Source organism: Synechococcus sp. MIT S9452 (assembly GCF_047304245.1).
Taxonomy (GTDB): Bacteria; Cyanobacteriota; Cyanobacteriia; order PCC-6307; family Cyanobiaceae; genus RCC307.
Genome location: NZ_CP138956.1, coordinates 1,279,625 through 1,302,606, shown reverse-complemented (window position 1 = coordinate 1,302,606; position 22,982 = coordinate 1,279,625). Strand labels below are relative to the sequence as shown.

The 22,982-nt window shown below is 60.9% G+C and carries 25 protein-coding genes; 13 read left to right on the top strand and 12 right to left on the bottom strand.

The features are described from left to right. Positions 1 to 79: 79 nt before the first annotated feature. From SIB46_RS06975 to SIB46_RS06960, 4 genes are all read left to right on the top strand, one after another. The gene (locus SIB46_RS06975) at positions 80 to 2,962 is read left to right on the top strand and encodes an iron uptake porin (protein ID WP_413295451.1); all 2,883 of its coding nucleotides are present in this window, start codon (positions 80 to 82) and stop codon (positions 2,960 to 2,962) included. A 192-nt stretch (positions 2,963 to 3,154) separates the two neighbouring features. Continuing rightward, positions 3,155 to 5,134: a hypothetical protein gene (locus SIB46_RS06970; protein ID WP_413295449.1), complete on the top strand. Its 1,980-nt coding sequence runs from the start codon at positions 3,155 to 3,157 to the stop codon at positions 5,132 to 5,134. A gap of 15 nt (positions 5,135 to 5,149) precedes the next feature. Continuing rightward, complete coding sequence (gene cysK / locus SIB46_RS06965; RefSeq protein ID WP_413295447.1) at positions 5,150 to 6,091, top strand: cysteine synthase A; 942 nt, start codon at positions 5,150 to 5,152, stop codon at positions 6,089 to 6,091. Further along, complete coding sequence (locus SIB46_RS06960; protein ID WP_413295445.1) at positions 6,091 to 6,759, top strand: DnaJ domain-containing protein; 669 nt, start codon at positions 6,091 to 6,093, stop codon at positions 6,757 to 6,759. Before cysK ends, SIB46_RS06960 begins: the two co-directional genes overlap by 1 nt. Here the strand turns inward: SIB46_RS06960 and SIB46_RS06955 are convergent. Next, positions 6,744 to 6,968: an NAD(P)H-quinone oxidoreductase subunit O gene (locus SIB46_RS06955; RefSeq protein WP_413295443.1), complete on the bottom strand. Its 225-nt coding sequence runs from the start codon at positions 6,966 to 6,968 to the stop codon at positions 6,744 to 6,746. The two genes, SIB46_RS06960 and SIB46_RS06955, sit on opposite strands and share 16 nt — an antisense overlap. 53 nt (positions 6,969 to 7,021) lie before the next feature. Here SIB46_RS06955 and SIB46_RS06950 point away from each other — a divergent pair, with 53 nt between their 5' ends. Both SIB46_RS06950 and SIB46_RS06945 read left to right on the top strand, forming a co-directional pair. Further along, positions 7,022 to 8,296, top strand: a complete 1,275-nt coding sequence (locus tag SIB46_RS06950; protein WP_413295441.1) for a cation:proton antiporter — start codon at positions 7,022 to 7,024, stop codon at positions 8,294 to 8,296. Positions 8,297 to 8,323: 27 nt separating this feature from the next. Next, a complete protein-coding gene (locus SIB46_RS06945) occupies positions 8,324 to 9,238 on the top strand; it encodes a TIGR01777 family oxidoreductase (RefSeq protein ID WP_413295439.1) in 915 nt (304 codons plus the stop codon). Here the strand turns inward: SIB46_RS06945 and SIB46_RS06940 are convergent. From SIB46_RS06940 to SIB46_RS06925, 4 genes are read right to left on the bottom strand one after another with little or no spacing between them, the layout of a single operon-like run. Beyond that, the gene (locus SIB46_RS06940) at positions 9,222 to 9,464 is read right to left on the bottom strand and encodes a hypothetical protein (RefSeq protein WP_413295437.1); all 243 of its coding nucleotides are present in this window, start codon (positions 9,462 to 9,464) and stop codon (positions 9,222 to 9,224) included. The genes SIB46_RS06945 and SIB46_RS06940 overlap by 17 nt on opposite strands. Continuing rightward, complete coding sequence (locus SIB46_RS06935; RefSeq protein WP_413295436.1) at positions 9,464 to 10,636, bottom strand: lipid-A-disaccharide synthase-related protein; 1,173 nt, start codon at positions 10,634 to 10,636, stop codon at positions 9,464 to 9,466. The genes SIB46_RS06940 and SIB46_RS06935 overlap by 1 nt, the downstream gene beginning before the upstream one ends. A 1-nt stretch (position 10,637) precedes the next feature. Next, complete coding sequence (locus tag SIB46_RS06930; protein WP_413295434.1) at positions 10,638 to 11,069, bottom strand: hypothetical protein; 432 nt, start codon at positions 11,067 to 11,069, stop codon at positions 10,638 to 10,640. Between the two features lie 42 nt (positions 11,070 to 11,111). After that, positions 11,112 to 11,495: a HesB/IscA family protein gene (locus SIB46_RS06925; protein ID WP_413295432.1), complete on the bottom strand. Its 384-nt coding sequence runs from the start codon at positions 11,493 to 11,495 to the stop codon at positions 11,112 to 11,114. A gap of 90 nt (positions 11,496 to 11,585) precedes the next feature. Here SIB46_RS06925 and zds point away from each other — a divergent pair, with 90 nt between their 5' ends. The 3 genes from zds (at position 11,586) to SIB46_RS06910 (ending at position 14,008) form a co-directional block, all read left to right on the top strand. Further along, positions 11,586 to 13,037, top strand: coding sequence for a 9,9'-di-cis-zeta-carotene desaturase (zds, locus tag SIB46_RS06920; protein WP_413295430.1), 1,452 nt, complete (start codon positions 11,586 to 11,588; stop codon positions 13,035 to 13,037). A 1-nt stretch (position 13,038) separates the two neighbouring features. Next, positions 13,039 to 13,485, top strand: a complete 447-nt coding sequence (locus SIB46_RS06915) for an SRPBCC family protein (protein ID WP_011934694.1) — start codon at positions 13,039 to 13,041, stop codon at positions 13,483 to 13,485. Between the two features lie 67 nt (positions 13,486 to 13,552). Continuing rightward, a complete protein-coding gene (locus SIB46_RS06910) occupies positions 13,553 to 14,008 on the top strand; it encodes a hypothetical protein (RefSeq protein ID WP_413295428.1) in 456 nt (151 codons plus the stop codon). Here SIB46_RS06910 and SIB46_RS06905 read toward each other — a convergent pair. Genes SIB46_RS06905 through SIB46_RS06885 form a run of 5 tightly spaced genes read right to left on the bottom strand, consistent with a single transcriptional unit; the run spans position 14,005 to position 18,194 of the window. Then, a complete protein-coding gene (locus tag SIB46_RS06905; RefSeq protein ID WP_413295426.1) occupies positions 14,005 to 14,793 on the bottom strand; it encodes a uroporphyrinogen-III synthase in 789 nt (262 codons plus the stop codon). The genes SIB46_RS06910 and SIB46_RS06905 overlap by 4 nt on opposite strands. Further along, positions 14,783 to 15,979 carry a glycosyltransferase gene (locus SIB46_RS06900; RefSeq protein ID WP_413295424.1) on the bottom strand — a complete coding sequence of 399 codons (1,197 nt, stop codon included), beginning with the start codon at positions 15,977 to 15,979 and terminating at the stop codon, positions 14,783 to 14,785. Before SIB46_RS06900 ends, SIB46_RS06905 begins: the two co-directional genes overlap by 11 nt. Before the next feature lie 53 nt (positions 15,980 to 16,032). Next, entirely contained in the window at positions 16,033 to 17,592 is a 1,560-nt protein-coding gene (locus SIB46_RS06895; protein ID WP_413295422.1) for a glycoside hydrolase family 3 N-terminal domain-containing protein, read from the bottom strand. Continuing rightward, on the bottom strand, positions 17,589 to 17,984 hold the full coding sequence (rbfA, locus tag SIB46_RS06890) for a 30S ribosome-binding factor RbfA (protein ID WP_413295420.1): 396 nt from the start codon (positions 17,982 to 17,984) through the stop codon (positions 17,589 to 17,591). The genes SIB46_RS06895 and rbfA overlap by 4 nt, the downstream gene beginning before the upstream one ends. Positions 17,985 to 17,987: 3 nt before the next feature. Further along, entirely contained in the window at positions 17,988 to 18,194 is a 207-nt protein-coding gene (locus SIB46_RS06885; RefSeq protein ID WP_043736450.1) for a DUF751 family protein, read from the bottom strand. A gap of 55 nt (positions 18,195 to 18,249) precedes the next feature. Here SIB46_RS06885 and SIB46_RS06880 point away from each other — a divergent pair, with 55 nt between their 5' ends. The 4 genes from SIB46_RS06880 (at position 18,250) to SIB46_RS06865 (ending at position 21,468) form a co-directional block, all read left to right on the top strand. Next, positions 18,250 to 19,002: a glutathione S-transferase family protein gene (locus SIB46_RS06880; protein ID WP_413295418.1), complete on the top strand. Its 753-nt coding sequence runs from the start codon at positions 18,250 to 18,252 to the stop codon at positions 19,000 to 19,002. Between the two features lie 77 nt (positions 19,003 to 19,079). After that, entirely contained in the window at positions 19,080 to 20,105 is a 1,026-nt protein-coding gene (locus SIB46_RS06875) for a KpsF/GutQ family sugar-phosphate isomerase (RefSeq protein WP_413295416.1), read from the top strand. Continuing rightward, positions 20,102 to 20,938: a 3-deoxy-8-phosphooctulonate synthase gene (kdsA, locus tag SIB46_RS06870; protein WP_413295414.1), complete on the top strand. Its 837-nt coding sequence runs from the start codon at positions 20,102 to 20,104 to the stop codon at positions 20,936 to 20,938. Before SIB46_RS06875 ends, kdsA begins: the two co-directional genes overlap by 4 nt. After that, on the top strand, positions 20,935 to 21,468 hold the full coding sequence (locus SIB46_RS06865; protein WP_413295412.1) for a KdsC family phosphatase: 534 nt from the start codon (positions 20,935 to 20,937) through the stop codon (positions 21,466 to 21,468). Before kdsA ends, SIB46_RS06865 begins: the two co-directional genes overlap by 4 nt. On the opposite strand, the gene kdsB is transcribed toward SIB46_RS06865, so the two are convergent. Further along, on the bottom strand, positions 21,456 to 22,244 hold the full coding sequence (gene kdsB, locus SIB46_RS06860; RefSeq protein ID WP_413295410.1) for a 3-deoxy-manno-octulosonate cytidylyltransferase: 789 nt from the start codon (positions 22,242 to 22,244) through the stop codon (positions 21,456 to 21,458). The two genes, SIB46_RS06865 and kdsB, sit on opposite strands and share 13 nt — an antisense overlap. Beyond that, entirely contained in the window at positions 22,241 to 22,939 is a 699-nt protein-coding gene (locus SIB46_RS06855) for a glycosyltransferase (RefSeq protein WP_413295408.1), read from the bottom strand. Before SIB46_RS06855 ends, kdsB begins: the two co-directional genes overlap by 4 nt. Between the last annotated feature and the right edge of the window lie 43 nt (positions 22,940 to 22,982).

Below are 22,982 nucleotides of genomic sequence, written 5' to 3'. Positions count from 1 at the left end.
TGATCGCGAGAGCACCGTGTCTGGACTTTTCCAGATGCTTTTGCTCTCAATCCATCCTCTTTTTTGGTGTGAGGACCCCATGAAACTGTTCCAGCAACTCATGCTGGCTCCTGCTGCTCTCGGCCTGGTTGCCCCTCTGGGCGCCATGGCTGGCGAGCTCAACTTTGGTGGCGTTTCTAAATACGTCTCCTCTGATGAGCAAGTCACCAGCATCAGCCAGTTCTCTGACGTTTACCCCACGGACTGGGCCTACCAGGCTCTGGCCAACCTGATCGAGCGCTACGGCTGCGTCGCTGGTTATCCCAACGGCACCTTCGCCGGTAACCGCGCCCTGTCTCGCTATGAAGCAGCCGCTCTGCTGAATGCATGCCTTGATCGAGTGACTGAGATCACCGATGAGGTGCGCCGCCTGATGAAGGCGTTTGAAAAAGAGCTGGCCATTGTGAAGGCTCGCGTTGACGGCCTCGAGGCTGCTGTTGGCGAACTGGAAGCCACCCAGTTCTCCACCACCACCAAACTGAAGGGCAAAGTCCGCTTCATCATGGGCTCCGCCTATCGCGGTGATGGCTTGGTCCGCTTTGGTCAGCTCAAGAACACCCTCAAAGCCGCTGCTCTTTACGGCCAGCGTGTTTACGACGGCTCTACTGGTGGTTTCCAGGACCGCACCGTTAACAAGATCAAGGACGGTAAGTCCAACGGCGAGGCCTACTACTACTACCTCGGTGGTGAGGACCCCAACAACCCCACAGCTAACAACCCCACCGGCGCTGGTGAGCGTGTTCCCCAGACAGCCGGTACTGGCAACACTGCGTTGTTTGCTCGTCAGGCAGCCTTCTCCTCCACTTGGACTGGCTACACCCCTGGCTTAGGCAACGGCAACAATGCCACTAATGGCATGGTTGACTTCAACGCCAACACCGGAGCCGGCGCTGCAGCTGCAGGCAACTCCCAGGGTGTTCGTGCCATGAGTGGCATCAATAGCGGGTTCACCTTGCCCCTGAATGGCATATACGCAACCCAGACCGGTGCACAGCGGGCTGCAGGCACCACCGAAGCTGCCGCCTTGCGTCGTGCTCGTGCGAGCATCTACACCAAGGACGGCTACCGGACCCCTGTCCAGCTGGATGTCAACGGTTTTGCAACCAATGGCACCCTTGGAAACGTTGACAACGACGCCAACGTTTTTGCAGGAACTCGTCTTCACTTCCTCAAGGCAAATACCAACACTTCAATCGGTGCTGGTCCTCTGACGGCCAGCGATCTTGAGCTGAAGGATAAGTACGGCAACAACAACAAGTTGCGCGTTCAAAACAGTGCTTCTGCCAGCTCCAACTATAAAGGCAAGTCCATCTTGCTGGACAGGGCTGACTACGGAACTCTGATCAACCTGGCTAACAAGGCCCGTCAGGTCAAGCAGTATCAGTACATCAACCAGGCTGACTTCGTTGCCAACAGCGTTCCTGGCGCTAATGGCACCGGCATTCCTACTGGCTTGGCTACTAAAGCTGCTGGTGTCCGCGACGACATCCAGATCAACTCGGCCATTACCCGCCACTACTTCATCACCAATACCGACACTGTTGCCAACGTTCAGCGGAATGCTTTCATCTCCGGTATGAACGGAAGCGGTCAGGATGGCGGTGTTGGTTTTGTGGTTGCACCCGGCGGCTTTGTTAATAACGCCACCGTGTATTCCAACCCGATCAACTACTTGATCGCAGAGTACGGCTCTTTGTCAGAGTCGCAGCGCAAGACCAATTACGTGAAGAAAGCTGCACAAGCCTTCGTGCGTAGTTTGGCTGCCGCACCTGCCAATAAAAATTTGGTGGCTGACAAGAACGCCTTCACCTTCGCTCACGATGCTCAGCTGAACTTCAATACCAGCTTCACTGGTAAGGACAAGCTGAACTTCCGCCTGCGTTCCAACACCATCTACAGCTTCGCGAAGCGAGTGAGCGCTCCCTTCGCTGACCTGGCCTTCGACGGCTCCCTTCCTGAGAACTGGAAAGGTAAGAAGACGGTTTTCGTCGACAAGCTGTATTACAAGTTCCCCGTTGGCGATTGGGGCAAGGTGTCCTTCGGTACTCGCGCTCCTCAGGATTCCTTCCTGCCTAGCCGCGGCACCATGTACACCAAGGATGCTCTGCTTGAGTTCTTCAACACCTCCGCAGGTGTGTTCCCCTCTTACACCGGTACCGGTGCTGGCGTGGGCATGAAGAAGTTCTTCGGCAACAAGCTGAAGATCGCTAACGGCAGCGTTGGCTTCGGTTTCGGCTACTTGGCCGCTGAAGGTGATGCCGCGAACCCCGCTTCCTACGACTACCTGCAGGAAGGTCTGTTTGGTCGCGACACCCGCTTCCGTCTGCCCGTCCAGCTCGCCTGGAAGAGCAAGGACAAGAAGTGGCTGTTCACTGCTAACTACGCCTACGAGCGTGGCAACAACTCCATGGGCAAGGTCGGCACCGAGCTGGCTAAGAACCCCTTCGGCTACGGCACTCTGATTGAGTCCAATCAGTACGGCTTCACCTTGGCCTACAAGTGGAGCAAGCAGTTCCAGATCACCGGAGCTTATGGCGGTGCTTCGATGAGCTCCCGCTACGACAGCAGCGTCCTCGGGATTGACATGGTCAATTCTGGTGACTCTGCTCAGACCAATAGCTGGATGGTCGGCCTGAACTTCAAGGATGTCTTCATCCAAGGCAACAAGGCTGGCTTCGCCATCGGTGGTGTGCCTACGGTTTCGAACAACGACTCCGGTTGGGGCACTGACGGCAGCATGCCGATCGCTCTGGAAACCTGGTATCAGTTCCAAGTCACCGACAACATCAGCGTCACGCCTGGTGTGTTCTGGGTCTCCGGTCAGAGCTACGACGACTCCAATGTGGGCAACTACGGCGGAAAAGCTGGCGACAAGAGCTCCGATGTTTGGGGTGGCATCGTCAAGACCGAGTTCAAGTTCTGATCTCAGGTCTCGATACCTTCTCACTCCTCACGTCTTCTCACACACACACATCGGCCCCTCCTTTGGAGGGGCTTTTTTATTGCCAAAAGTCGTTGTTTTGAGTGATTATTTGGTGCTCTTGACCTGCTTTTGTGTGTTTATGATCTTCAGGCTTGTTGGTTTGCCAGTTTGGAGTTAACCCAGCGAACGCAGTTGCTGCGGAGTGCCTTTTCTGCTGGAGATTGGCATGGAATTTTGGAGCAACTGAGCGATATCGATTTAGCTCAGGCAAATAATTCAGAATTCTGGTTTTTTCAAGCGCGTGCTTTTCAGGCGTTGCAGATTCCCGAACTTGGCCTGAAAGCTTGGGCTGAAGCGATTCGGCTAGATCCTTCGTCTTTGGATTTAAGGCTTTTTGCGGCTCAAGCTTGCGCCGAGGCAGAGGAGTGGCCATCAGCTCAGCATCTTTTGTCTGATTTGATGGCTCAACCGGGGCTTGCATCTAGGCCAGAGTGTCAGATTCTCTGGGCCCGTTGCTTGGTTCACACAGGCCAGCCCGAGCTGGCTGAGCAAATTTTGCTCCAGCAGCAAGCAGTGTCTGGAGTTGATCTCAAGGCCTTGGGGACTGCCCTGGTTGAGGTCAACCTCAAGCTTGGTCTTTTGGATCGTGCGCGACATTGTTTGTATCAGCTTCAAGATCTTGCCGGCCAGTGTGTGGAGGCGGTTGACCTTCGTCTTCAGTTGCTTTCGCAATCTGGTGAATCACTTGATCTAAAGCAACTTAATGCTCATCTTGAAGAGCTTGGTTGGCCCCGTTTGTTGTTGCTCAAGGCTGCCAGGCTTTATGAGCAGCGTTTACTCCTTGTTGAAGCACGAATGTGCTTTGATCAAGCGATTGGGCTGTATGGATTGTCTGGCCGCTTGGCAGCGTTCTGTTTTCGGTTTTGGGTGGATGGAGGCCATGGCGATGAGTTGAGCCATGGTTTAGAGGTTGCCTCTCATCCCTATCCACCGGTTTCTAAGCAATTGTTGCTCGCCGAGTGTTCGCTGAATGCTGGGGAGTTATCTCGCTGCGCTGAGCAGCTTGATAGACATGAAAAGATGTCGTCAGAGTTGCTGTTGTTACGAGCCAAGTTGGCTCGCCTGCAAGCTAATCACAGTCAGACTCTGCAGTATTTAAGGCAATGGGTTGAGTTCCAGTCTTCGAATGCCGAAGCGCGATTTGCCTTGGCTTTTGAACTTTTGGCCCAAGGGCAGTGGCAAGAAGCGTGGCCTTTATATGAATCTCGCTTTCAGGCCGCCGCTGCCAATTCCATTGTTCCAGTTGGGATCGCACCACGAAACTCCGAGATTCCTCCCCATTCCCGCAATGTGTTGGTCTTCGCTGAGCAGGGAATTGGCGATTCCGTGATGATGGCTTCGATGTTGGTTGATCTGCAGAAAGTTGCTGGCCATGTCTCTTTGATGGTGCAGCCTCGTCTGCAGTCACTGTTGCAGACTTCATTTCCAACTTTGAGGGTGATTACTGCCCTTGATGTTGATGCTTTTCAAGCCTTTGATTGTTGCTACGGCTTAGGCAGTTTGGGGCGTTTCTTTCGCTCTGTCCCCGATCAATGTCCAGGCAATCCTTATCTTCAGCCATCTGATATTGCTGCTAGGCGGGCCAGTGCTTGGCTGGAATCGCTGGCTGATTCAGAGCTGCCTCGTATTGGTATTGCTTGGCGTGGAGGCGGGCAGGTGGTGGGTGCCAATAGACGTTCTTTGCAGCTGAAGCAGTTGCAGTCCATTCTTTCGCATCAGCAGGCTGCCTTCGTTTGTTTGCAGTACGGCAGTACCGATGCTGAGCTTGCTGAATTTGCAAGTTCAACTGGTATCAAGATTCATGCTCTGGATGGAGTTGGTGATGACTTGGATTTAACGGCTGCGCTGACTCAACAGCTTGATTTGGTGATCACAGTGCAACAAACAGCCCTGCACCTTGCTGGGGCCGTTGGAACGCCTGCTTGGGTGCTGGTGCCGGTCGCCCCGGAATGGCGTTATGGCTATTCCGGTTGCGCCATGGCCTGGTACAGCTGCGTGCGCTTGTTTCGTCAGGCTGCGCTCAACGACTGGACTGATGCCATCGATCAGCTCTCTCATGCGTTCCAAGAGTTTCTGATGGCTCATGGTCGCCACAATGGAGAGAGCTCGTAATCGTTCGGCTGCAGGATGGCCATTGCCCCTGATATCACCGCTCTGGTGGGCTGCACCCCCTTGGTGCTGCTGAACCGCTTGCCGCAAGAGGCGGGTTGCTGCGCAGAGATTGCTGCGAAATTGGAGAGCTTTAATCCCACCGCGTCGGTGAAAGACCGCATCGGTGTGGCAATGATTCGTGAGGCGGAAGCGGCCGGGCGGATTGCGCCGGAGCGCACGGTGCTCGTTGAGCCCACTAGCGGCAACACAGGGATTGCCCTGGCGATGGTGGCTGCAGCTCGGGGCTACCGCTTGATCTTGATCATGCCCGACACGATGAGCACCGAGCGCCGCTCGATGCTGCGGGCCTATGGCGCTGAACTGGAGCTCACCCCGGGTTCAGAAGGGATGAAGGGCGCGATTTCTCGCGCGAGGGAACTCGCCGATGAGCTGCCCAATGCCTACCTGCTGCAGCAGTTCTCCAACAGCGCCAACCCAGCGATTCACGCGGCCACCACTGCAGAAGAGCTCTGGAACGACACCGAGGGCCGCATTGATGCCTTGGTCGCTGGTGTGGGTACTGGTGGAACCATCACCGGTTGCAGTGAGGTGCTCAAGCAACGCAAGCCCAGCTTTCAGGCTTTTGCTGTTGAGCCCACGGGTAGTCCCGTGTTGAGTGGAGGAACACCAGGTCCTCACCGCATCCAGGGCATTGGCGCTGGCTTTGTGCCTGATAACTATCAAGCCTCCCTCGTTGATGAGGTGCTGCAAGTCGATGATTCCGAGGCGATGGCGATGGGACGTCGCTTGGCCCGCGTGGAAGGCTTATTAAGTGGGGTAAGCAGTGGTGCGGCTATGGCGGCTGCCATCAAGCTCGGTCAACGCCCTGAGATGGCAGGCAAGTTGATTGTGGTGGTGCTGGCCAGCTTTGGCGAGCGTTACCTCAGCACGCCGATGTTCACGGAAATCGGCTTCTGATGACCCGCGACCCCTACCAGGTTTTGGGGGTATCGCCATCGGCTTCAGCCGCTGAGATCAAATCGGCGTACCGCTCCTTGGTGAAGCAGCATCACCCTGATGCGGCCGAAGGCATCAGTGATGATCCCGAGCGGATTTTGGAGATCAACGCGGCTTGGGAGTTGCTCGGCGATTCGGAGGCACGCCAGCGCTTCGATGCTGGCCGGAGCCAGCGGAGCGCGCGGGCCACAGCCCAAACCCGCGCCAGCTCGGGCAAACGCCGCCGCGGTGCTGCGGATGACGCCGAGCTCGAGCGCTGGCTCGAGCAGGTGTATCACCCGGTGGATCGTTTGCTGGGACAGGTGTTGGATCCTTTCCCGGCTCAATTGCGCGAGCTGTCGGCTGATCCCTATGACGACACGCTGATGGAGGCGTTCTGCGATTACATCGAGCGCAGCCAAAGCAAGTTGCAGACGGCTGAAACGCTCTACCGCTCGATGCCATGCCCCTCATCAGCTCAGGGCTTTGGCCTCAGCCTTTATCACTTCCTCAGTGGTGTTCAGGACGCCGTGATGGAGCTGGAGCGCTACACCGCGGGCTATGTCGATGACTACCTGCGCGACGGCCGAGAGATGATTCGCGAGGCTTGCCTACGGCGTCAGCGGATTCAAGCTCAGCTTCCGGCGTAAGCCTCCAGCTGATCCATCCTCAGCCAGATGTCGGGAACTGGTTGGCGGAAGCGCAGCTGGGCGTAGTCGCCTTTGACAGCCAGCACCTCACCGGGGCCTTCCAGCAGATAGGCCGGGGGCTCACCTGCGCTGGCCTTGGCTTCCACGCTGCTGAGGTAAGCCTCACGGTTGACGCGGATCAAGCTTCCTTTTTTGAGGGCATCGGCCATGGCTGAATCCCAGATTTGAAGCAGGCTAGAGGCACGCCTGTCATCCCAACGCGATGTCCACCCTTCTGGGCACCTATCTGTTGGTGATTGGCTTTTTGTTGATTACCTCGGTCTATCTGGACCGCGTTGGCAATCGCTTGCGGCTACCGGGTGTGTTGCTGGTGCTGCTGCTCGGCCTGCTGACTCACAACGAGGTGCACGTTGGTGGTCAAACGCCTCCTCTTCTCAGCCTGCCGCAGGCCTCTGACTTAGCCCAGGTGGCTGTGGGGGTTGTGCTGTTTCAGGCCGGCATCAGCACCAATTGGCAGCAGATGCGCAGCGTTGCGCGTCCAGGGCTGCGTTTGGCGCTGCTGGGCTCAACGCTCACGGCCCTGCTGTTGATGGTGGTGCTGCAGAAACTGCCATTTGAGTTCTTGTCGATCGGCCATGCCAGCTGGGCGATGACGTTGTTTGTTGGTGCCATGGTTTGCAGCACCGACGCCTCGGCGGTGATCACTGTGCTGCGGCCCCAGGCCGGCCAGTTCCCCCAACGGTTGCTGGATTTGCTGGAGTTTGAATCCAGCGTCAACGATCCCATTGCGGTTGTCCTGGCTTCGGTGGGGCTCACCATTGGCATCACGGCGACGCATTCCGCGGCGGTGATCAATCAAACCGCCCAACTGATGGGTGAAGGCCCGTTGATCGCCAACGCCGTTCTGCGGCAGCTGCTCATTGGTGCCTTGATTGGCTTCATGGTTGGTTCCTTGGTGGCCCGTTTGCTGGAGACGCAAACAGAGGTCATCGAGGCCGGTCATCGGGATCGCCGCGCGGTGCTGATCCTGGCGATGTTGTTAGTCGTGCTGGGAATCACCTCGCTGGGCGGGGGAAGCCCTTTATTGGCTGCCTACATCACGGGCCTTTTGATCGGTAATGGCGAGGACCATTCAGCCATTGAATTGCGGGCCTCGCTGGGTAGCTACGGCAAGTTGGCCGAGTTGGTCCTCTTCCTTTCGATGGGGTTGGTGGTGGATCCCTTGCAGGTGTTGGTGCTGCTGCCTTGGATTGTGTTGCTGGCGGTGTTGATGCTGCTGGTGCGCTTTGTGGTGGTGTTTCTTTTGCTGGGTAACAGCTTCACGACTGCCCAAAAACAGTTTGTTGGCTTTTGCGGTCTGCGTGGTGCGGTCCCGATTGCCTTAGCCATTCAGGCGGCAGCCCATCCACAGATTGGGCAGGTTTGGGGTCAGTCGATGCCTCCCATTGCCCTCGGCGTGGTGCTGCTGGGCCTGTTGGCTCAGGGTCTCAGCTTGATGCCATTGGCACGCCATTTGGGCTTGGTGGAACAGGGCTAGGGTCCCCAGCGCTATGGCTGTTGATTGATGCGTCTGCTGCTACTGGGTTGCACGGGATTGGTGGGCCGTGAGTTGGTGCCGCAGCTGCTCGCGGCAGGGCACACTCTCACCGTGGTGAGCCGGCAGCAGCGCCAAATGGCTGGGGTGACTTGCCTTCAGGCGGATCCTGCACGTCAAGAGAGTTGGGCGGCTGGCTCAGCCCTGCAGCAGGCGCTTGAGCAATCCGAAGGCGTGGTGAATTTGGCCGGCGAGCCGATTGCTGAAAAGCGCTGGACCCCTTCCCATCTCGAGGTTCTGCGTCGTAGCCGCATCGATACGACCAAGCATTTGGTGGCGGCGATCAACGCCAGCCCAACGCCGCCGCAGGTGCTGGTGAGTGCTTCGGCTGTGGGCTTCTACGGCACCAGCGAAACCGCCAGCTTCAGCGAAGACAGCCCAGCAGGAGCCGATGTACTCGGCAAGCTCTGCGCCCAGTGGGAAGCCTCTGCCCAAGAGGTCAACCCCAGCACTCGGCTGGTGATCACCCGCATTGGCATTGTCTTGGCGGCTGATGGCGGAGCGCTCGGCAAGATGCTGCCAATTTTCCGCGCTGGTTTTGGTGGGCCCATTGGCTCGGGCCAGCAGTGGATGAGTTGGATTGCTCGCACCGATCTTTGTGGCTTGATCGCCGCGGCGCTGACCGACTCCTCGTTGCAGGGCACCTACAACGCCACAGCGCCCAATCCGGTGTCGATGCGTGAGTTTTGCTCCGAGCTGGGCCGGGCTTTGCGGCGCCCGAGCTTGCTGCCAGTGCCTGGTGCCGTTTTGAAATTGCTCTTGGGTGATGGCGCGGAAGTGGTCCTTCAAGGTCAGCAGGTGTTGCCCCAAAAACTGCAGGCTCAGCAGTTTCCTTTTCAGGCGCCGCAGCTGGATCAGGCCCTAGCGCTCAGCTTGAAGGGTTAGTTCGGCGCTGCCACCAGCCCAGCACTCCGCTGATCACAGCGGCGGCCATCAGCAGCCCAATCGCTGGGGTGAACAGCGGCTCCCAGAGCTGCTGGAACACCGCAAGCGGCTGGTGGATGCCTCGCGCTTCACAGAGCACAGCCGCGAGAAACCAAAACGCTCCGGCGATCACCACAAACACATCGGCAACGAGCAGACGGTCCAACCAGCGTTTGAGGGGCTCCATCACGGTTGTTGCAGCCTCTCCAGGATCGCGCGCGCCATCCGTTTGGTGCCGCCGGCTTGGCCCAGTCGTTGATCTCCCTCTTGGCGTAATTGCTGCAGCGTTGCCTCCGGTAGCTGCAGCAACTGCTCCAGCAAATCAGCGCTGGCGATCAGGGTGTTCGGGTCATCCACATCGCCTTCGGCGCAATGCACTGCCGGGCCCAGCAGGCGCCGTTGGGCTTCGGCAAAGCCCACGGTGAATTGCGGGCCATGGCCGGCGAGTTGCAGCACTGGTTTGCCCAGGCCAACAGCCTGCTCGCTCGCCGTGCCCGCCATCGACACCACCACCTGAGCCGCTGGCAGCAGGGTGGTGAACTGCCCCCAGCAGCACTGCAGCACCAGCCCTTTGCGCTTGAGCCAGAGGCTGCGGCTGGTGCTGCTGCTCAAGCTCCAGCCCCGGCTGGCGGCCAAGGCTTCCACCGCTGCAGCGGGCAGTTCGCGCACCAACGCCGCCTGGAAATCCTGTTTGCGCAACCCAGCGGGCAGTTCTTCCAGCAACGCCAGCATGCGCTCGAGGTTTTGACGCGCTTCCGGCAGACGGCTGCCAGGCAGCAGCAGCACCCGCCCAGATCTCTCGCTGGCAACACCGGCCACCAGGCCATCCATAAACGGATTGCCGAGAAACTCCACCGGCCTGCGCAATTGCTCGCTCAGATCACTGGCGCTCAGGGCATCGCGGCTGAACACCGCGGCAAAGCGTTGGCTGGCCAGGCATGGCCCGCAGGGCCACGGCAGCCTGAGGCGGCCTTCGTAATGGCTGGAGTAGGCCACCAGATAGGTGATCACCGGCTTGCGGCTGAGCCAGGCCAGGATCACCGGGATCACGTCACCCACCACGACGATCCCATCGGCGTGGTGTGCTTCCTGCAGCAGCCGCCAACTGCGCTTGAGCAGATAGAGCACCTGACCCTGCAGGATTTCTTTCAAGCGGCCGGCCAAGCTGGCGTAGCCCAGCCCGCCGGTGCTGAAGCTTTGGGTACGGCCGGCAATTGGAATCTCTGCCTGCCGATAGGGCGCGCCATCGCCCACCAAGGGCACAGCTCGCACCGAAGCGCCCTGCTGCTGCAGCGCCTGGCCAAGACGGGCACCACTGAGGTCTTCCCCGTGGCCGTTGCTGAGCAGCAGCAGCTGCATCTCAGTCCGCTAGCCAGGCCTGCACTTTCAGCAGTGCCGGCCAACCGGGCCGCCGCTTGAGGCCATCAGCGATGGAAACCTCCAGCTCTTGGCCTAGCTCGGGGGAGAACACCATCACCCGCTTGACGATCTCAATGTGCTCGCGAACGCCTTTGGCTCCGGTTTCCAGCATCGCCAGGGCCAGATTCAGGCGTCCTTGCGGATCTTGCGCGTTGAGCTTCACCGCGGTTTTGGCTGAGCGCAGGGCTTCCTCGGGCTGCTCGGTCAGCAATTGCAGCCAAGCCAGGCAGGTCCAACCGGCGGCCTGACGCGGGTCGCGCCGGGTGATGGCCTCAAAGTCAGCGATCACATCGGCGGCTTCGGCGCCGTCTTGGTAGCGCTGCAGGGCTTGGCCGAATTGACTTTCGCTCAGGCTTGGCTGCTCTTCCGTCATGGGCGCAGGGATCAGACCAACAGATTCCCATGGCCGCGGTCATCAGACCGCAAACGAGCTGCCGCAGCCGCAGGTTTGGCTGGCGTTGGGGTTGGTGAAGTTGAAGCCGCCGCCAATCAGTTCGGTGCTGAAGTCCAGCTGCATTCCGTAGATATAGAGAAGGCTTTTGGGATCACACACCACCTCAAAGCTTGGTGCATCAGCGGGCTCATAGCTGTAGCGCTCGTCGTCGCCCTGGATCTCAGCAGCATCGATGAAGTCCATCGTGTAGCTCATGCCGCTGCAGCCGCCTGAGCGCACGCCCACCCGCAGCACACTGCCGCTGCCTTGCTGCTGCATCAGGTTGGCCAGCTGCTTCATGGCTGGCGCGGTGATCAAGATGCCTTTGCCGTCTTTGCCGGTGTGGGTGAGGGTTTCGGTGGCCATTCCGGCGCCAGCTAACTGTTTCCCAGTCTAAGAAGCCTCGGCCGGGCAGCTCGGATCCATAGAGTCAGGGGCCTTACGGGAGCAACAGCGGTGCGAGTCGCCATCGTCGGATCTGGATTGGCCGGTCTTTCGGCTGCAGTGGATCTGGTGGATGCCGGCCACAGCGTTGATCTCTACGAGGCCCGCCCGTTCATGGGCGGCAAGGTGGGCAGCTGGGTGGATGAGGGCGGCAACCACATCGAGATGGGGCTGCATGTCTTCTTCTTCAACTACACCAATCTCTTTGCGCTGATGCGCAAGGTGGGTGCTTTTGAGAATCTGCTGCCCAAAGATCACACCCATTTGTTTGTCAACGAAGGGGGTGATCTCAGGGAGCTGGATTTCCGCTTTGCCCTCGGCGCTCCGTTCAACGGCCTTAAGGCCTTTTTCACCACCCCGCAGCTCGATTGGATCGACAAGCTGCGCAATGCCCTGGCTCTAGGCACCAGCCCGATCGTGCGAGGCCTAGTGGATTACGAGGGGGCGATGCGCACCATTCGCGCCCTCGATCGCATCAGTTTTAGTGACTGGTTCCTGGGCCATGGCGGCAGCCCCGAGAGCATTCGCCGCATGTGGAATCCCATCGCCTATGCGCTGGGGTTTATTGATTGCGAGGCCATCTCGGCTCGCTGCATGCTCACCATCTTCATGATGTTTGCGGCCCGCACGGAGGCCTCCAAGCTCAACCTGCTCAAGGGCTCGCCCCACCGCTGGCTCACCGGCCCGATCCTCGACTACATCACCGCTCGCGGCGGCCAGCTGCACTTGCGCCACCGCGTCACCGCGGTGCACCACAAAGAGGTCAACGGCACCACAGGTGTCACTGGCTTGACCATGGGCACCCCCGATGGCGATGTGGAGGTGGAAGCCGATGCCTATCTCGCGGCTTGCGATGTGCCGGGAATTCAGCGCCTGCTGCCTGAGGAGTGGCGCCGCTTTGAGCAGTTCGACAACATCTTCAAACTCGAGGCCGTGCCGGTGGCCACCGTTCAGCTCCGCTACGACGGCTGGGTGACCGAACTGGGGGATCAACCCCAAGCTGCCGCTGCACGAGGCGATGTCAGCAAGCCAGCAGGGCTCAACAACCTGCTCTACACAGCCGATGCCGACTTCAGCTGTTTTGCCGATCTCGCCTTGGCCAGCCCCGAGGACTACCGCAAGGAAGGCCAGGGCTCACTGCTGCAGTGCGTGCTCACCCCGGGTGATCCCTGGATCCCACGCAAAACCGACGAGATCGTGGCCCACACCGATGCCCAGGTGCGCAAGCTCTTCCCCTCCAGCAGCGGCTTGAAGCTGGTGTGGAGCAATGTGGTCAAGCTGGCCCAGTCGCTCTACCGCGAAGCCCCCGGCATGGAGCCTTATCGGCCTGAGCAGAGCACTCCCGTGAGCAACTTCTTCTTGGCCGGTAGTTACACCAGGCAGGACTACATCGATTCGATGGAAGGGGCCACCATGAGCGGGCGTCTGGCCGCCAAGGCCATCCTCAACGGCGCGGGAGTCTGAGATGGGCCGCTGGCTTGAGCACAGTGTTGCGGTGGACATTGCCGCGCCCGTGGATCTGGTTTGGGCGGTGTGGAGTGATCTCGAATCCATGCCGCTGTGGATGCGCTGGATCGAGTCTGTCAAGACGCTCGATGACCCCGACCTCACCGAATGGACCCTGGCGGCCCAGGGATTTCGCTTCCAGTGGAAGGCCCGCATCACCCAGCGGGTGGAGGCCCAGCAATTGCATTGGCAGTCAGTGGGTGGCCTTCCCACCAAGGGGGCTGTGCGCTTCTATCCAGAAGCCGATGAGCGCACTGCGGTAAAGCTCACCGTCAGCTACGAGCTGCCCGGGGTGTTGGCGCCCTTGATGGACCCCAAGATTCTGGGTGGTTTGGTCAGCAAGGAGTTGCAGGCCAACCTCGATCGGTTTCAAGAACTGGTGGAAGAGCGGGCCCGCGCTCGATAGGGTTCGGCCACTTGCTGATGGGCTGCTGGCCTGCCGCGCTGCTGCCGCTGTTGTTGTTGCCGCTCAGGTGCTGTCGGCCTGTGGCGCGCAGTCGCCCCCGCAGGCCAGCACACCTCCTTCGGCTGAGGTCAAAACTGAGAACGCCGACTCGCTACCTGAGCCAACAGCTGATCCACAGCTGATTCCTCTCTACCGCCCAGCTGAGGTGTTGGGCTCCTTGCCGCGCGGTCGCCAAGACCCCTTTGCGCCGCCCCCGCAGGCTCTGGTGGCCGCCCAGGACGACGCTTCTGATTCAGGCGGAGACGGGGTACCTGAGCTGATGGGGGTTTCCTCTGTTGGTGGTGTGGCCCAGGCGTTTGTGAGCTACGACAGCCACAGCGGACCGGTGGCCCCTGGTGATGTGGGCGATCCTGATCGCCTGCCTTGGCTGCCTGCGGGCGTCAGCGTTGCGGCTGTTGATGTGCAGCGTGGCCGCTTACTACTGGAGCGCGATGGCCGCCCCTTAAGCCCGCTTCAGCTCTAGGCCAAGGCGCGGCTACAGGCATCCACCAGACCATCAAGGTCATGGGGATCAGCTTCAGCGTCGATACGCCCCAGCAGCTCGCGGCAAACGGCGCTGGTTTGCGGGCCAATTGAAATCACCGCCAGCTTGTCTGTGTATTGGCTCCAGCTGTCGCGGAACTGCTGCTCGAGTAGTTGCACCGTGTGGCGCACGGTTTTGCCGCTGCTGAAACAGATGGCATTCGCCATGCCGGCTTCCAGCGCAGCAACGGTGAGGGCCGGCAGATCCTTGGGGCAGCGCGATTCGTAGGCCGCCACTTCACTCACCCGCGCTCCGGCTTCGCCAAAGGCTTCAGCCAGCAGCGTGCGCCCGCCGCTTTGCACCCGCGGCAACAAGATCCGCTGACCCCAGACGCCCACTGGGAAATTCTCCAGCAGGCTGTCAGCCACGAAATCTGGTGGGATGAAGTCGGCCGTTGCTCCTAGATCGTCGAGTTGCTGAGCCGTTTTGCGCCCCACCGCAGCGATCTTTAGCGAGGCGGGCCGCCGGGCCAGGCTGCGGCCTTGGGCTTGCAAGCGCTCATCCACTGCGGTGACGCCATTAGCGCTGGAAACCACCAGCCAATGAAAGTCCTCCAATTCGCTGAGGGCATCATCCAAAGGGCCCCAACTATCGGGAGGACCAATCACCAGCGCTGGCAAATCCAGCACTTGGGCGCCGGCAGCTTCAAACAGCTTTCGCGCAGCGCCCAGCTGATGCTCCGCGCGGGTGAGCACCACGGTGTGGCCGCTCAGATCAGGCGGCATTCAGGTTCACCAGCTCGCCAGCGCTGCGGGCCAAGGCTTCAGCATCGTCCTTGCGGTTTTGTTGGACCAGCAATCCGATCGCCATCAAAAAGCTTTCGCGCGCGGCTTCAAAGTTGCCGCCGGCCAGCTGGGCAGCGCCCAGGTTTTGATGCAGCTCGGGGCTTTCGGGATCGAGCTGCAAACCGCTTTGGTAGGCCTCAATGGCTCCGCCGATGTCGCCGGCTTTGCGTTGGATCAGGCCGAGGTTGTACCAGCCCAACATCACCTCCGGCAGCTGCCTGGTCACAGCCGCTGTCACCTCGGTGGCTTCGGCCAGTTTGTTCAGCCGCAGCAGCAATGCGCCCAGGTTGAGCCGGGCTCCCACCAGCACCTGGGGGCTGAGGGGTTCTTCCAAGGCCAAGCGGTAGTAGCGCTCAGCTTCCTCAGGTTTGTTGCTGCTGTTGGCGATGCCCAGGTGCAGCAGCAGCTCATAGCGCTCGCGGTGTTGATCGCTCTGGCAGTGCTCCAGACCCATCTCCAGCAGAGCCAATCCGCGGGTCGTGTTGCCTTGATCCACCTCCAGGCCGCCAAGCTTGGCGCAGGCATAGGGATCGCCTGGCTTGCTGGCGAGCTCGGCCTCCATGGCCTCCCGCAAACGGTTCGCCTTGTTGCCAGCGATGAGTTCTTCGGGGCGATAGCCGGTGTGGAACAGGGCCGGTTCGGCGCAATCCACAACGCGCCATTGGGGTTCGCTTTTGAGCAGCTCCTCAACGGAGTCGTCGATCATCGAGTGATACGCCCGGCTCCACTGGATCGCTGGGTGCTTGCGGAACAGGCGGCTGACGCTGGAGTACGGCGATTGCACCGCGCCGTCCTCGTAGCGCAGCAGGTTGATCACCAGCACATCGGGCTGCGCCATCAGCGCTTGCAGGGCTGGCTTAACGGAATCCAGCAGCAGTTCATCGGCATCGAGCACCAGCACCCAGTCGCCGCTGACGAACTCCAGCGCTTTGTTGCGCGCAGGGGTGAAATCGCCGGGCCATTCGATCGCTTCGACTCGAGCGCCGGCGTCTTTGGCAATCGCAATGGTGTTGTCGGTTGATCCGGTGTCAACCACCACCAACTCATCGCAAAACCCTTTCACGCTCTCGAGGCAAGCACCAAGCTGCTGCTCCTCATCGCGCACGATCATCGAGAGGCTGAGCATGGCCGCTGGTTGCTAAATCGCCCCAGAGATTAAGCGGCATCTCTGGGAGTGCCTTAGTCGGTAAAACCGCCCTCATGGGCATGCCCCACCAGTCCCAGTTGGGCCAAGGCCATGGCTTGGGCGGCGGGCATTTGTCCGGGGCTATAAGCCGCTGGCAGATCCGCAGGCAGCAGGGCTTGGAGCTCGTGCCAGAGGTAAGGGCTGCCGTAAACCACCAGACCTGCCAGCCGCTGCTGACCGATCAGCTGTTGCACCAGCTCAGGCCAGTTCTCACGGCTCTTTTTGCCAGCGCGAAATGGATTGCCGCGCACGAACAGCTGCAGCAACACCTTCTCTGCGGGCAGTTCCCAGGGGGGGCTTTGATCATCGAGGCGCCATGGTCTCCAGCCAGCCGCCTGCGGCCGGATCAGGGCTGGGGCGTTGAGGGGCAGAGCTGGGCATTGCAGGCTGTTGTCGACACGGATCAGATTGACGCCGCCGCCACTCGGCAGAGGCTCGCCTTGATGCTCAAAGCTGGCGGCCAGCAGTTGCTGCTGCAGGTCGCGGTGTTGGCCTTGCAGCGCGGCTAGTTGCTTCAGGGCTTGTGCGGGCTCAACCGGGCTGGTTTGGCTTTGCGCCAGGGCTTGCTCTCGCCTCTGCAGGCTTTGCTCCAATCGCTCCAGCGGCCAGCGGCCGCTGGTGAATCCTGCTTCGAGGGCATCAAGGGCCGCTGCTGCATCGGCTGGCATCAAGATCAGATCGGCTCCAGCATCAAAGGCCAAGGCTGCAGCTTCTCCAGGGCCATAGCGATCAGCAATGGCCTCCATCACCAGGGCGTCAGTCACCACAAGCCCGTTAAAACCCAGCTCATGTCTGAGCAGATCGGTGAGCACCGCTTTGGAGAGGGTGGCGGGTCGCTCAGCATCGATGGCCGGCATCAACAGGTGAGCGGTCATCACGCTGGCGGCTCCAGCGGCAATGGCGGCTTCAAACGGCGGCAGCTCAACTTGCTTCAAGCGCTCGAGCTCGTGGGGGATCAGCGGCAGTTCCAGGTGGGAATCACTGGCCGTATCGCCATGGCCGGGAAAATGTTTGGCGCAGCCCAGCACCCCTTCCCGTTGCAGTCCCACGAGAAAACAGCAGCTCAAGGCGCTGGCAGCCTCAGCTGTGTCTCCCCAGGCGCGCACATTGATGACCGGATTGGCGGGATTGTTGTTGACATCGCAAACCGGCCCAAGCACCCAGTTCAACCCGAGGCTGCGGGCCTCAAGCGCGGTGCAGCGGCCATAGGCCGTGGCTAAAGCTTCGGCCTGGCTGGGGTCGCGATTCCACAGCTTCGCCAGGCTCAGCGGTGGCGGTAGCCAACTGGCGCCATCAAAGCGTTGGCCCACACCTTCTTCCACATCGGCGCAGAGCAGCAGTGGCCCTTGGGCCCAGTCCTGCAGTTGCCGGCAGCGCAGCGCCAGATCAGCGGCCGATCCGCCCAGCAAGATCACACCTCCAACACCTTCGGCTAGCCCGCGCTGCAGTGCGTCGTTGCTGAGTTCCCAGCGCGGGTAGCGGCGCTGCCCGTCGAGGGCGTAGCCACTGGCCCTGAGAACAAGAAGCTGAGCCAGCTGCCGGCGCAGGCTCACATCTCCTCGCTGCCTTCGGGCACCGGGCCCCGTTCTTGTCGTTCTTGCTCGAGCTTGCTCAGCAGCCCCAGCACTTCCACCCCTTGGGCCAGGCCCTTGTCGTGATGGAACACCAGCTCCGGGGTGCGGCGCATGTTCAGCCGCCGGCTCAGCTCACCGCGCAGGTAAGGGGCCGCCGAGCGCAGGCCCGCCATGGCCTGGTCTTGCTCGCTCTCGCTGCCAAAGATGCTCACCGACACCTTGCAGTGCTGCAGATCGCCTGCCACCACCACATTGGTGATGCTCACCATACCTTGATTCACGCGTTCATCCCGCACGCCACTAACGAGCAATTCGCTCATCTCCCGGCGAATCATCGAGGCCACGCGCTCTACCCGTCGCCCATGGGCCATTGCCTATGCCAGCGGCACTGGAGTCACCATGGCACGCAGCACGAGCGTGAGCGTGAGCAGCCCGCTGATCAGCGCGCCGATCAGCGCAACAGCGGTGACGGGATTGCGGGTGCGGGCCAGCAGGGGCTCGAATACCGAGCTGGCGACACCCAATCCAAAGGCGATCAAGTAACGCGGATAGCGCGTCACGTTGGCGAAAAACTCTCCCATCACCTCACAAAACCCATGGCTACTCTGCCGGCAAGCGCTGTTTCGCCCGCCTGCCATGGAGCTTTTTCAGTTCCGCCACTCTGCCTTTTGCGAAAAAGTGCACTTGCTGCTGGCGGCAAAAGGACTCAGCTACAGCGTCAACGATGTCACCCCCGGCGTGGGGCAGATCGAGCTGTTCCAGCTCACAGGCCAGCGCCAGGTGCCGGTGCTGCGCGATGGCGAACAGCTGATCGCCGATTCCAGTGCCATCGCGATGCATTTGGAGTCCAAGCACCCCGAGCCAGCGCTGCTGCCCAGTGATGCTGCCGAGCGGGCTCAAGTGCTGTTGCTGGAGGACTGGGCTGACACGGCCTTGGCCTCCTCGGCGCGTATGGCACTCCTTCAGGGTGCGGCGGAAGATCCCGTGCTGCGCGGCGCGCTGCTGCCCGATGCCACCCCATCGCTGGTGCGCAATTTGATCGGGGCTGTCCCGGGCGATCTGCTCGGTGGTGTGGGTCAGCTGCTGCCGATGGGGCGCGATTCGTTGATCTTTGCCTTGGAGCAGCTGCTCGCCGTGCTGGAGCAGCGCCCCTATCTGGTGGGTGAGCGCCCCACCGTGGCCGATGTGGCGGTGGCAGCTCAGCTGTATCTGTTGCGGTTCCCCTCTGTTGCCGGGCCTCAGTTGGCTTCACGCGGTGTGGCAGGAGTGGCTGATCAGCCCCGCTTTGAACCGCTATTCCAATGGCGCGATGAGCTTTACCGCACCTTGGGCCGCAGGCCGGATGGCTCGGAAGCCTCAGCTCCAGCCGAAGCCATGCCGGTGGGGTGAAGGCTGGTTGGCCGCGCTGATCACATCGATGAACGGCAGGGCCGTTTTAATTTCAGGCCGATGTTGATGGGCCGCCGATGAACCCCCTGGCCCCGGTCTTGCAGCAGGAAGCCAAGGCGCTGCTGAATACGGCTGATCAGCTGCAGCCCGATCAGGCTGAAGCCGCTTTGAATCTGCTGCAGCACTGCAGTGAGCAGGGCGCCAAGTTGGTGGTGACTGGTGTGGGCAAAAGCGGCATCGTTGCCCGCAAGATCGCTGCCACCTTCACCTCGATTGGCCTGATGGCCCTCTACCTCAATCCCCTCGATGCCCTGCATGGGGATCTCGGGGTTGTGGGGCCTGATGACGTGGTTTTGCTGCTCTCGAATAGTGGCGAGAGCAGTGAATTGCTGGCGTTGCTGCCCCATCTGCACCGCCGCGGCAGTGCCTGCATTGCCCTCACCGGGCGGCCTCAATCCAGCCTGGCCAAGGGGTCCCATGTGGTGCTGGATGGATCCGTGGATCGTGAGGTGTGCCCCCTCAACCTGGCGCCTACCGCCAGCACGGCCGTTGCCATGGCGATTGGTGATGCCTTGGCGGCGGTGTGGATGCAGCGGCAAGGGGTGACGCACGCAGACTTTGCGGTGAATCACCCGGCAGGAGCCCTGGGGCGGCAGCTCACCCTCAGCGTCGCTGATCTGATGGTGCCTATCGACCAGTGCCCGCCGTTGCTGCCGGATGCTGCATTGGCCGATGTGGTGGAACACCTCACCGGAACCTTGGCTGGTGCTGCCTGGGTGCAGCAGCCTGATCAGCCCAAGCGCTTGTTGGGCCTCATCACCGACGGCGACCTGCGCCGCGCGCTGCGAATCCACCCGCCGCAGGCCTGGGCGGCAATTCAGGCCGCCGATCTGATGACTACGGATCCCATCACGGCAGCACCTGATCAATTGGCCGTTGCCGCTTTGGAGCTGATGGAGCGCAATCGCCGCAAGGCGATTTCGGTGATGCCTGTTCAGGCCATTAGCGGTGAGTTGGTGGGGCTGCTGCGGCTGCACGATCTGGTGCAGGCCGGGCTGAGCCGCGCTTCAGGAACCACCACAGACATTCCGCAGGCGGCATGAGCATCCCGTTCACCTTGATCGCTGGGCCTTGCGTGCTCGAAAGCCCTGAGCTGGTTTTTGATATGGCCGCCGCACTCAAGGCCATGAGCGAGCGGCTCGGGATTCGTTTGCTGTTTAAAACCAGCTTTGACAAGGCCAACCGCAGTTCAGGCGGAAGTTTCCGCGGTCCCGGCATGGAGCAGGGCCTCGAGGTGCTGGCCCAACTCAAGCAAGAGCTGGGAGTTCAGCTGCTGACCGATATCCATGAGAGCCACCAGGCTGCCGTGGTGGCTCAGGTGGTGGATGTCTTGCAGATTCCTGCCTTCCTATGCCGCCAAACCGATCTGCTTTTGGCAGCAGCTGCCGCCGTTCAAAACCCAGAGGCAGCCGCCTCGGTGGTGAATGTCAAAAAGGGGCAATTCCTCGCCCCCTGGGACATGGCCCAGGTGGTGAGCAAGTTGCGTGAAGCCGGCCTGCAGAGCCCTGAGCAGCTCTGGCTGACGGAGCGCGGAACCAGCTTTGGCTACAACACCTTGGTGGTGGACATGCGCAGCCTGCCGCAGCTGCGCCAGCAGGGCTGCCCGGTGATTTTTGATGCCACCCATTCGGTGCAACAGCCCGGTGGCCGCGGCAGCAGCACGGGGGGGCAGCGCGAGTTTGTGGCTCCGTTGGCCCGCGCAGCCATGGCGGTGGGAGTTGATGGGCTGTTCATCGAGACCCACCCCGATCCGGATCAGGCCCTTAGCGATGGGCCCAACATGGTGCCGTTGCATCGCCTCGAACCTCTGCTGGAGCAGCTGTTGGCGATTCGCGCAGCCGCCGCAGCGCAGCCGGAGGCTGTGAGCAGCCTGTGAGCCGCCTCAGTCAGTCGCTACGCGGGCTTGAGTTGCTGGTGCTTGATGTGGATGGTGTCCTCACCGATGGCGGCTTGAGTTATGCCCCCGATGGCCAGGTGTGGCGCCGCTTTGATGTGCGCGATGGCTTGGGATTGAAGCTTTTGCAGCAGGCGGGGATCACCTTGGCGTTGATCAGTGGGGGCCGCAGCGGAGCCATTGAGCGCCGCGCCCAGGATTTAGGCATTGAGCACTGCTTCACCGAAGTTTGCGATAAGCAGGCGCAATTGGGCCAGCTCCAACAGCAGCTTCAGGTGTTGCCCGCCGCCACGGGCTTTATTGGCGATGATCTCAACGACTTGGTGGTGCGCTCCCAGGTGGGCGTGATGGCAGCGCCAGCTGATGCCTGCAAGGCGTTGCGCCGGCAGGCCGATTTGGTGTTGCGGCGCCGGGGCGGCCATGGGGCTGTTCGCGAGCTCGCCGAGCGGATTCTCAAGGCACGCGGTGAGTGGACCGCGCTCGCTGCCGGTGGCTGGCGTCAGCGCAACTGAGCCGCAATCTGGCGAGCCTCATCCAGTTGCTCAGCGGTGTCCACCGATAGCGAATCCGCCTCCACCGGGAAGCTACCAATGGCGATGTCTGCTTCCAGCAGTTTGAGTTGCTCCAGCTTTTCAATCGCTTCTAAGGGTGAGGCGGGCAGGTTGTTCCATTGGGCTAACACCTCGGCCCGGTAGCCATAGATCCCCACATGGCCCCAATAGGCGGCATGGGCATGCCATTGATCGGGGGAGACATCACGCACATGGGGCAGCGCGCTGCGCGAAAAGGTGAGGCAACGGCCGTCCTGGGCCAGCAGGCACTTCACCACCGCTGGGTTGTGAATCTTCTCGGGGGGTAGTCGATACACCGGAGTCAGCACGTCGGTGCGGGCTGTGCGGCAGCGCTCAGCCATAGCGTCAATGATCGTTGGGTCCACAAAGGGTTGATCCCCTTGCACATTCAGCACCCAGCAGCTGCTGGGATCGCTCGACCCACTCAGCTCCAAGAGTTCAGGCAAGGCGCAAGCGAGTCGTTCACTGCCGCTGCTGCAGCTCGCTGGTGTCATCAACACCGGCACTGGTCTCGCTAGGGGCCACTGGGTGGCCTGCTCACGGAGCTCGTCGCTATCGGTGCAGAGCACAACAGCTGCTGGTTGTTGGGCCTCCAGGCAGCGTTCCAGCACCCGCTGCAGCAAAGGCTTGCCGCCCACATCAGCCAGCAGTTTGCGCGGGAGTCGCTTCGATTCCAGCCGGGCTGGGATCGCCACCACCGTTGTGGATTGGCTCATTGCTCCCAAAGTGCCATGGCATCGCTGCGGGCCCCGAACCATTCGGCCGCGGCTGCTCCGCCCATGGCTCGCTGTTCGCGAAACCAAGGCCCCCCAAGGGTCCAATGCAGCAGGGCAGCCTCATCGCTCGCCTGCTCTTGCACACCAACCAGGTGATTCCAGCGATGGGGCAAGGCGCCGATGGCATGGTCGCCGTCAAGCCAATGGAAGCGATGCAGATCAAGGCCGCTCGCTGAGTTCACGTACTTAGGTGTTAGTGCCTGGCAGCGGCTGCAGTTCAGCAGCATCAACGAGCTCCAATTTTTTTTGGGGTAGGCGCTCTGGGCTTCCCCCAGGAATTTCTTGGTTTCTGTGGGTTGGTGATTGTGTTGCACGCACATCACGGCAAAGCGCTCATCGCGCAGCGCCCACAGTTCGCTGATGTCGGCGCGGCAGAGCATGTCGCAGTCCATGAAGATCGCCCAGCCCTGAAAGCCCATCAGCTTGGGCACCAAAAAGCGAGTGAAGGAGAAGGCCGTGCTCTGCTTCGGGTCGCGCTCACGCCAATAGAGCTTTTGCTGCTCCAGTTGCGGCGTGACCAAAGGCGTGATCGCCAGCGGCGTGCTGCTCGTGGCCACAAGCGAATCGATCAACACATTGGTGGCTGCCCGCTCGCGCGGGTCCATGCCAATGAAGATCGGGATGGGCTGCTGCATCACAACCGAATGGGAGGTCCTGATCTGATTGGGTCAACTTGCT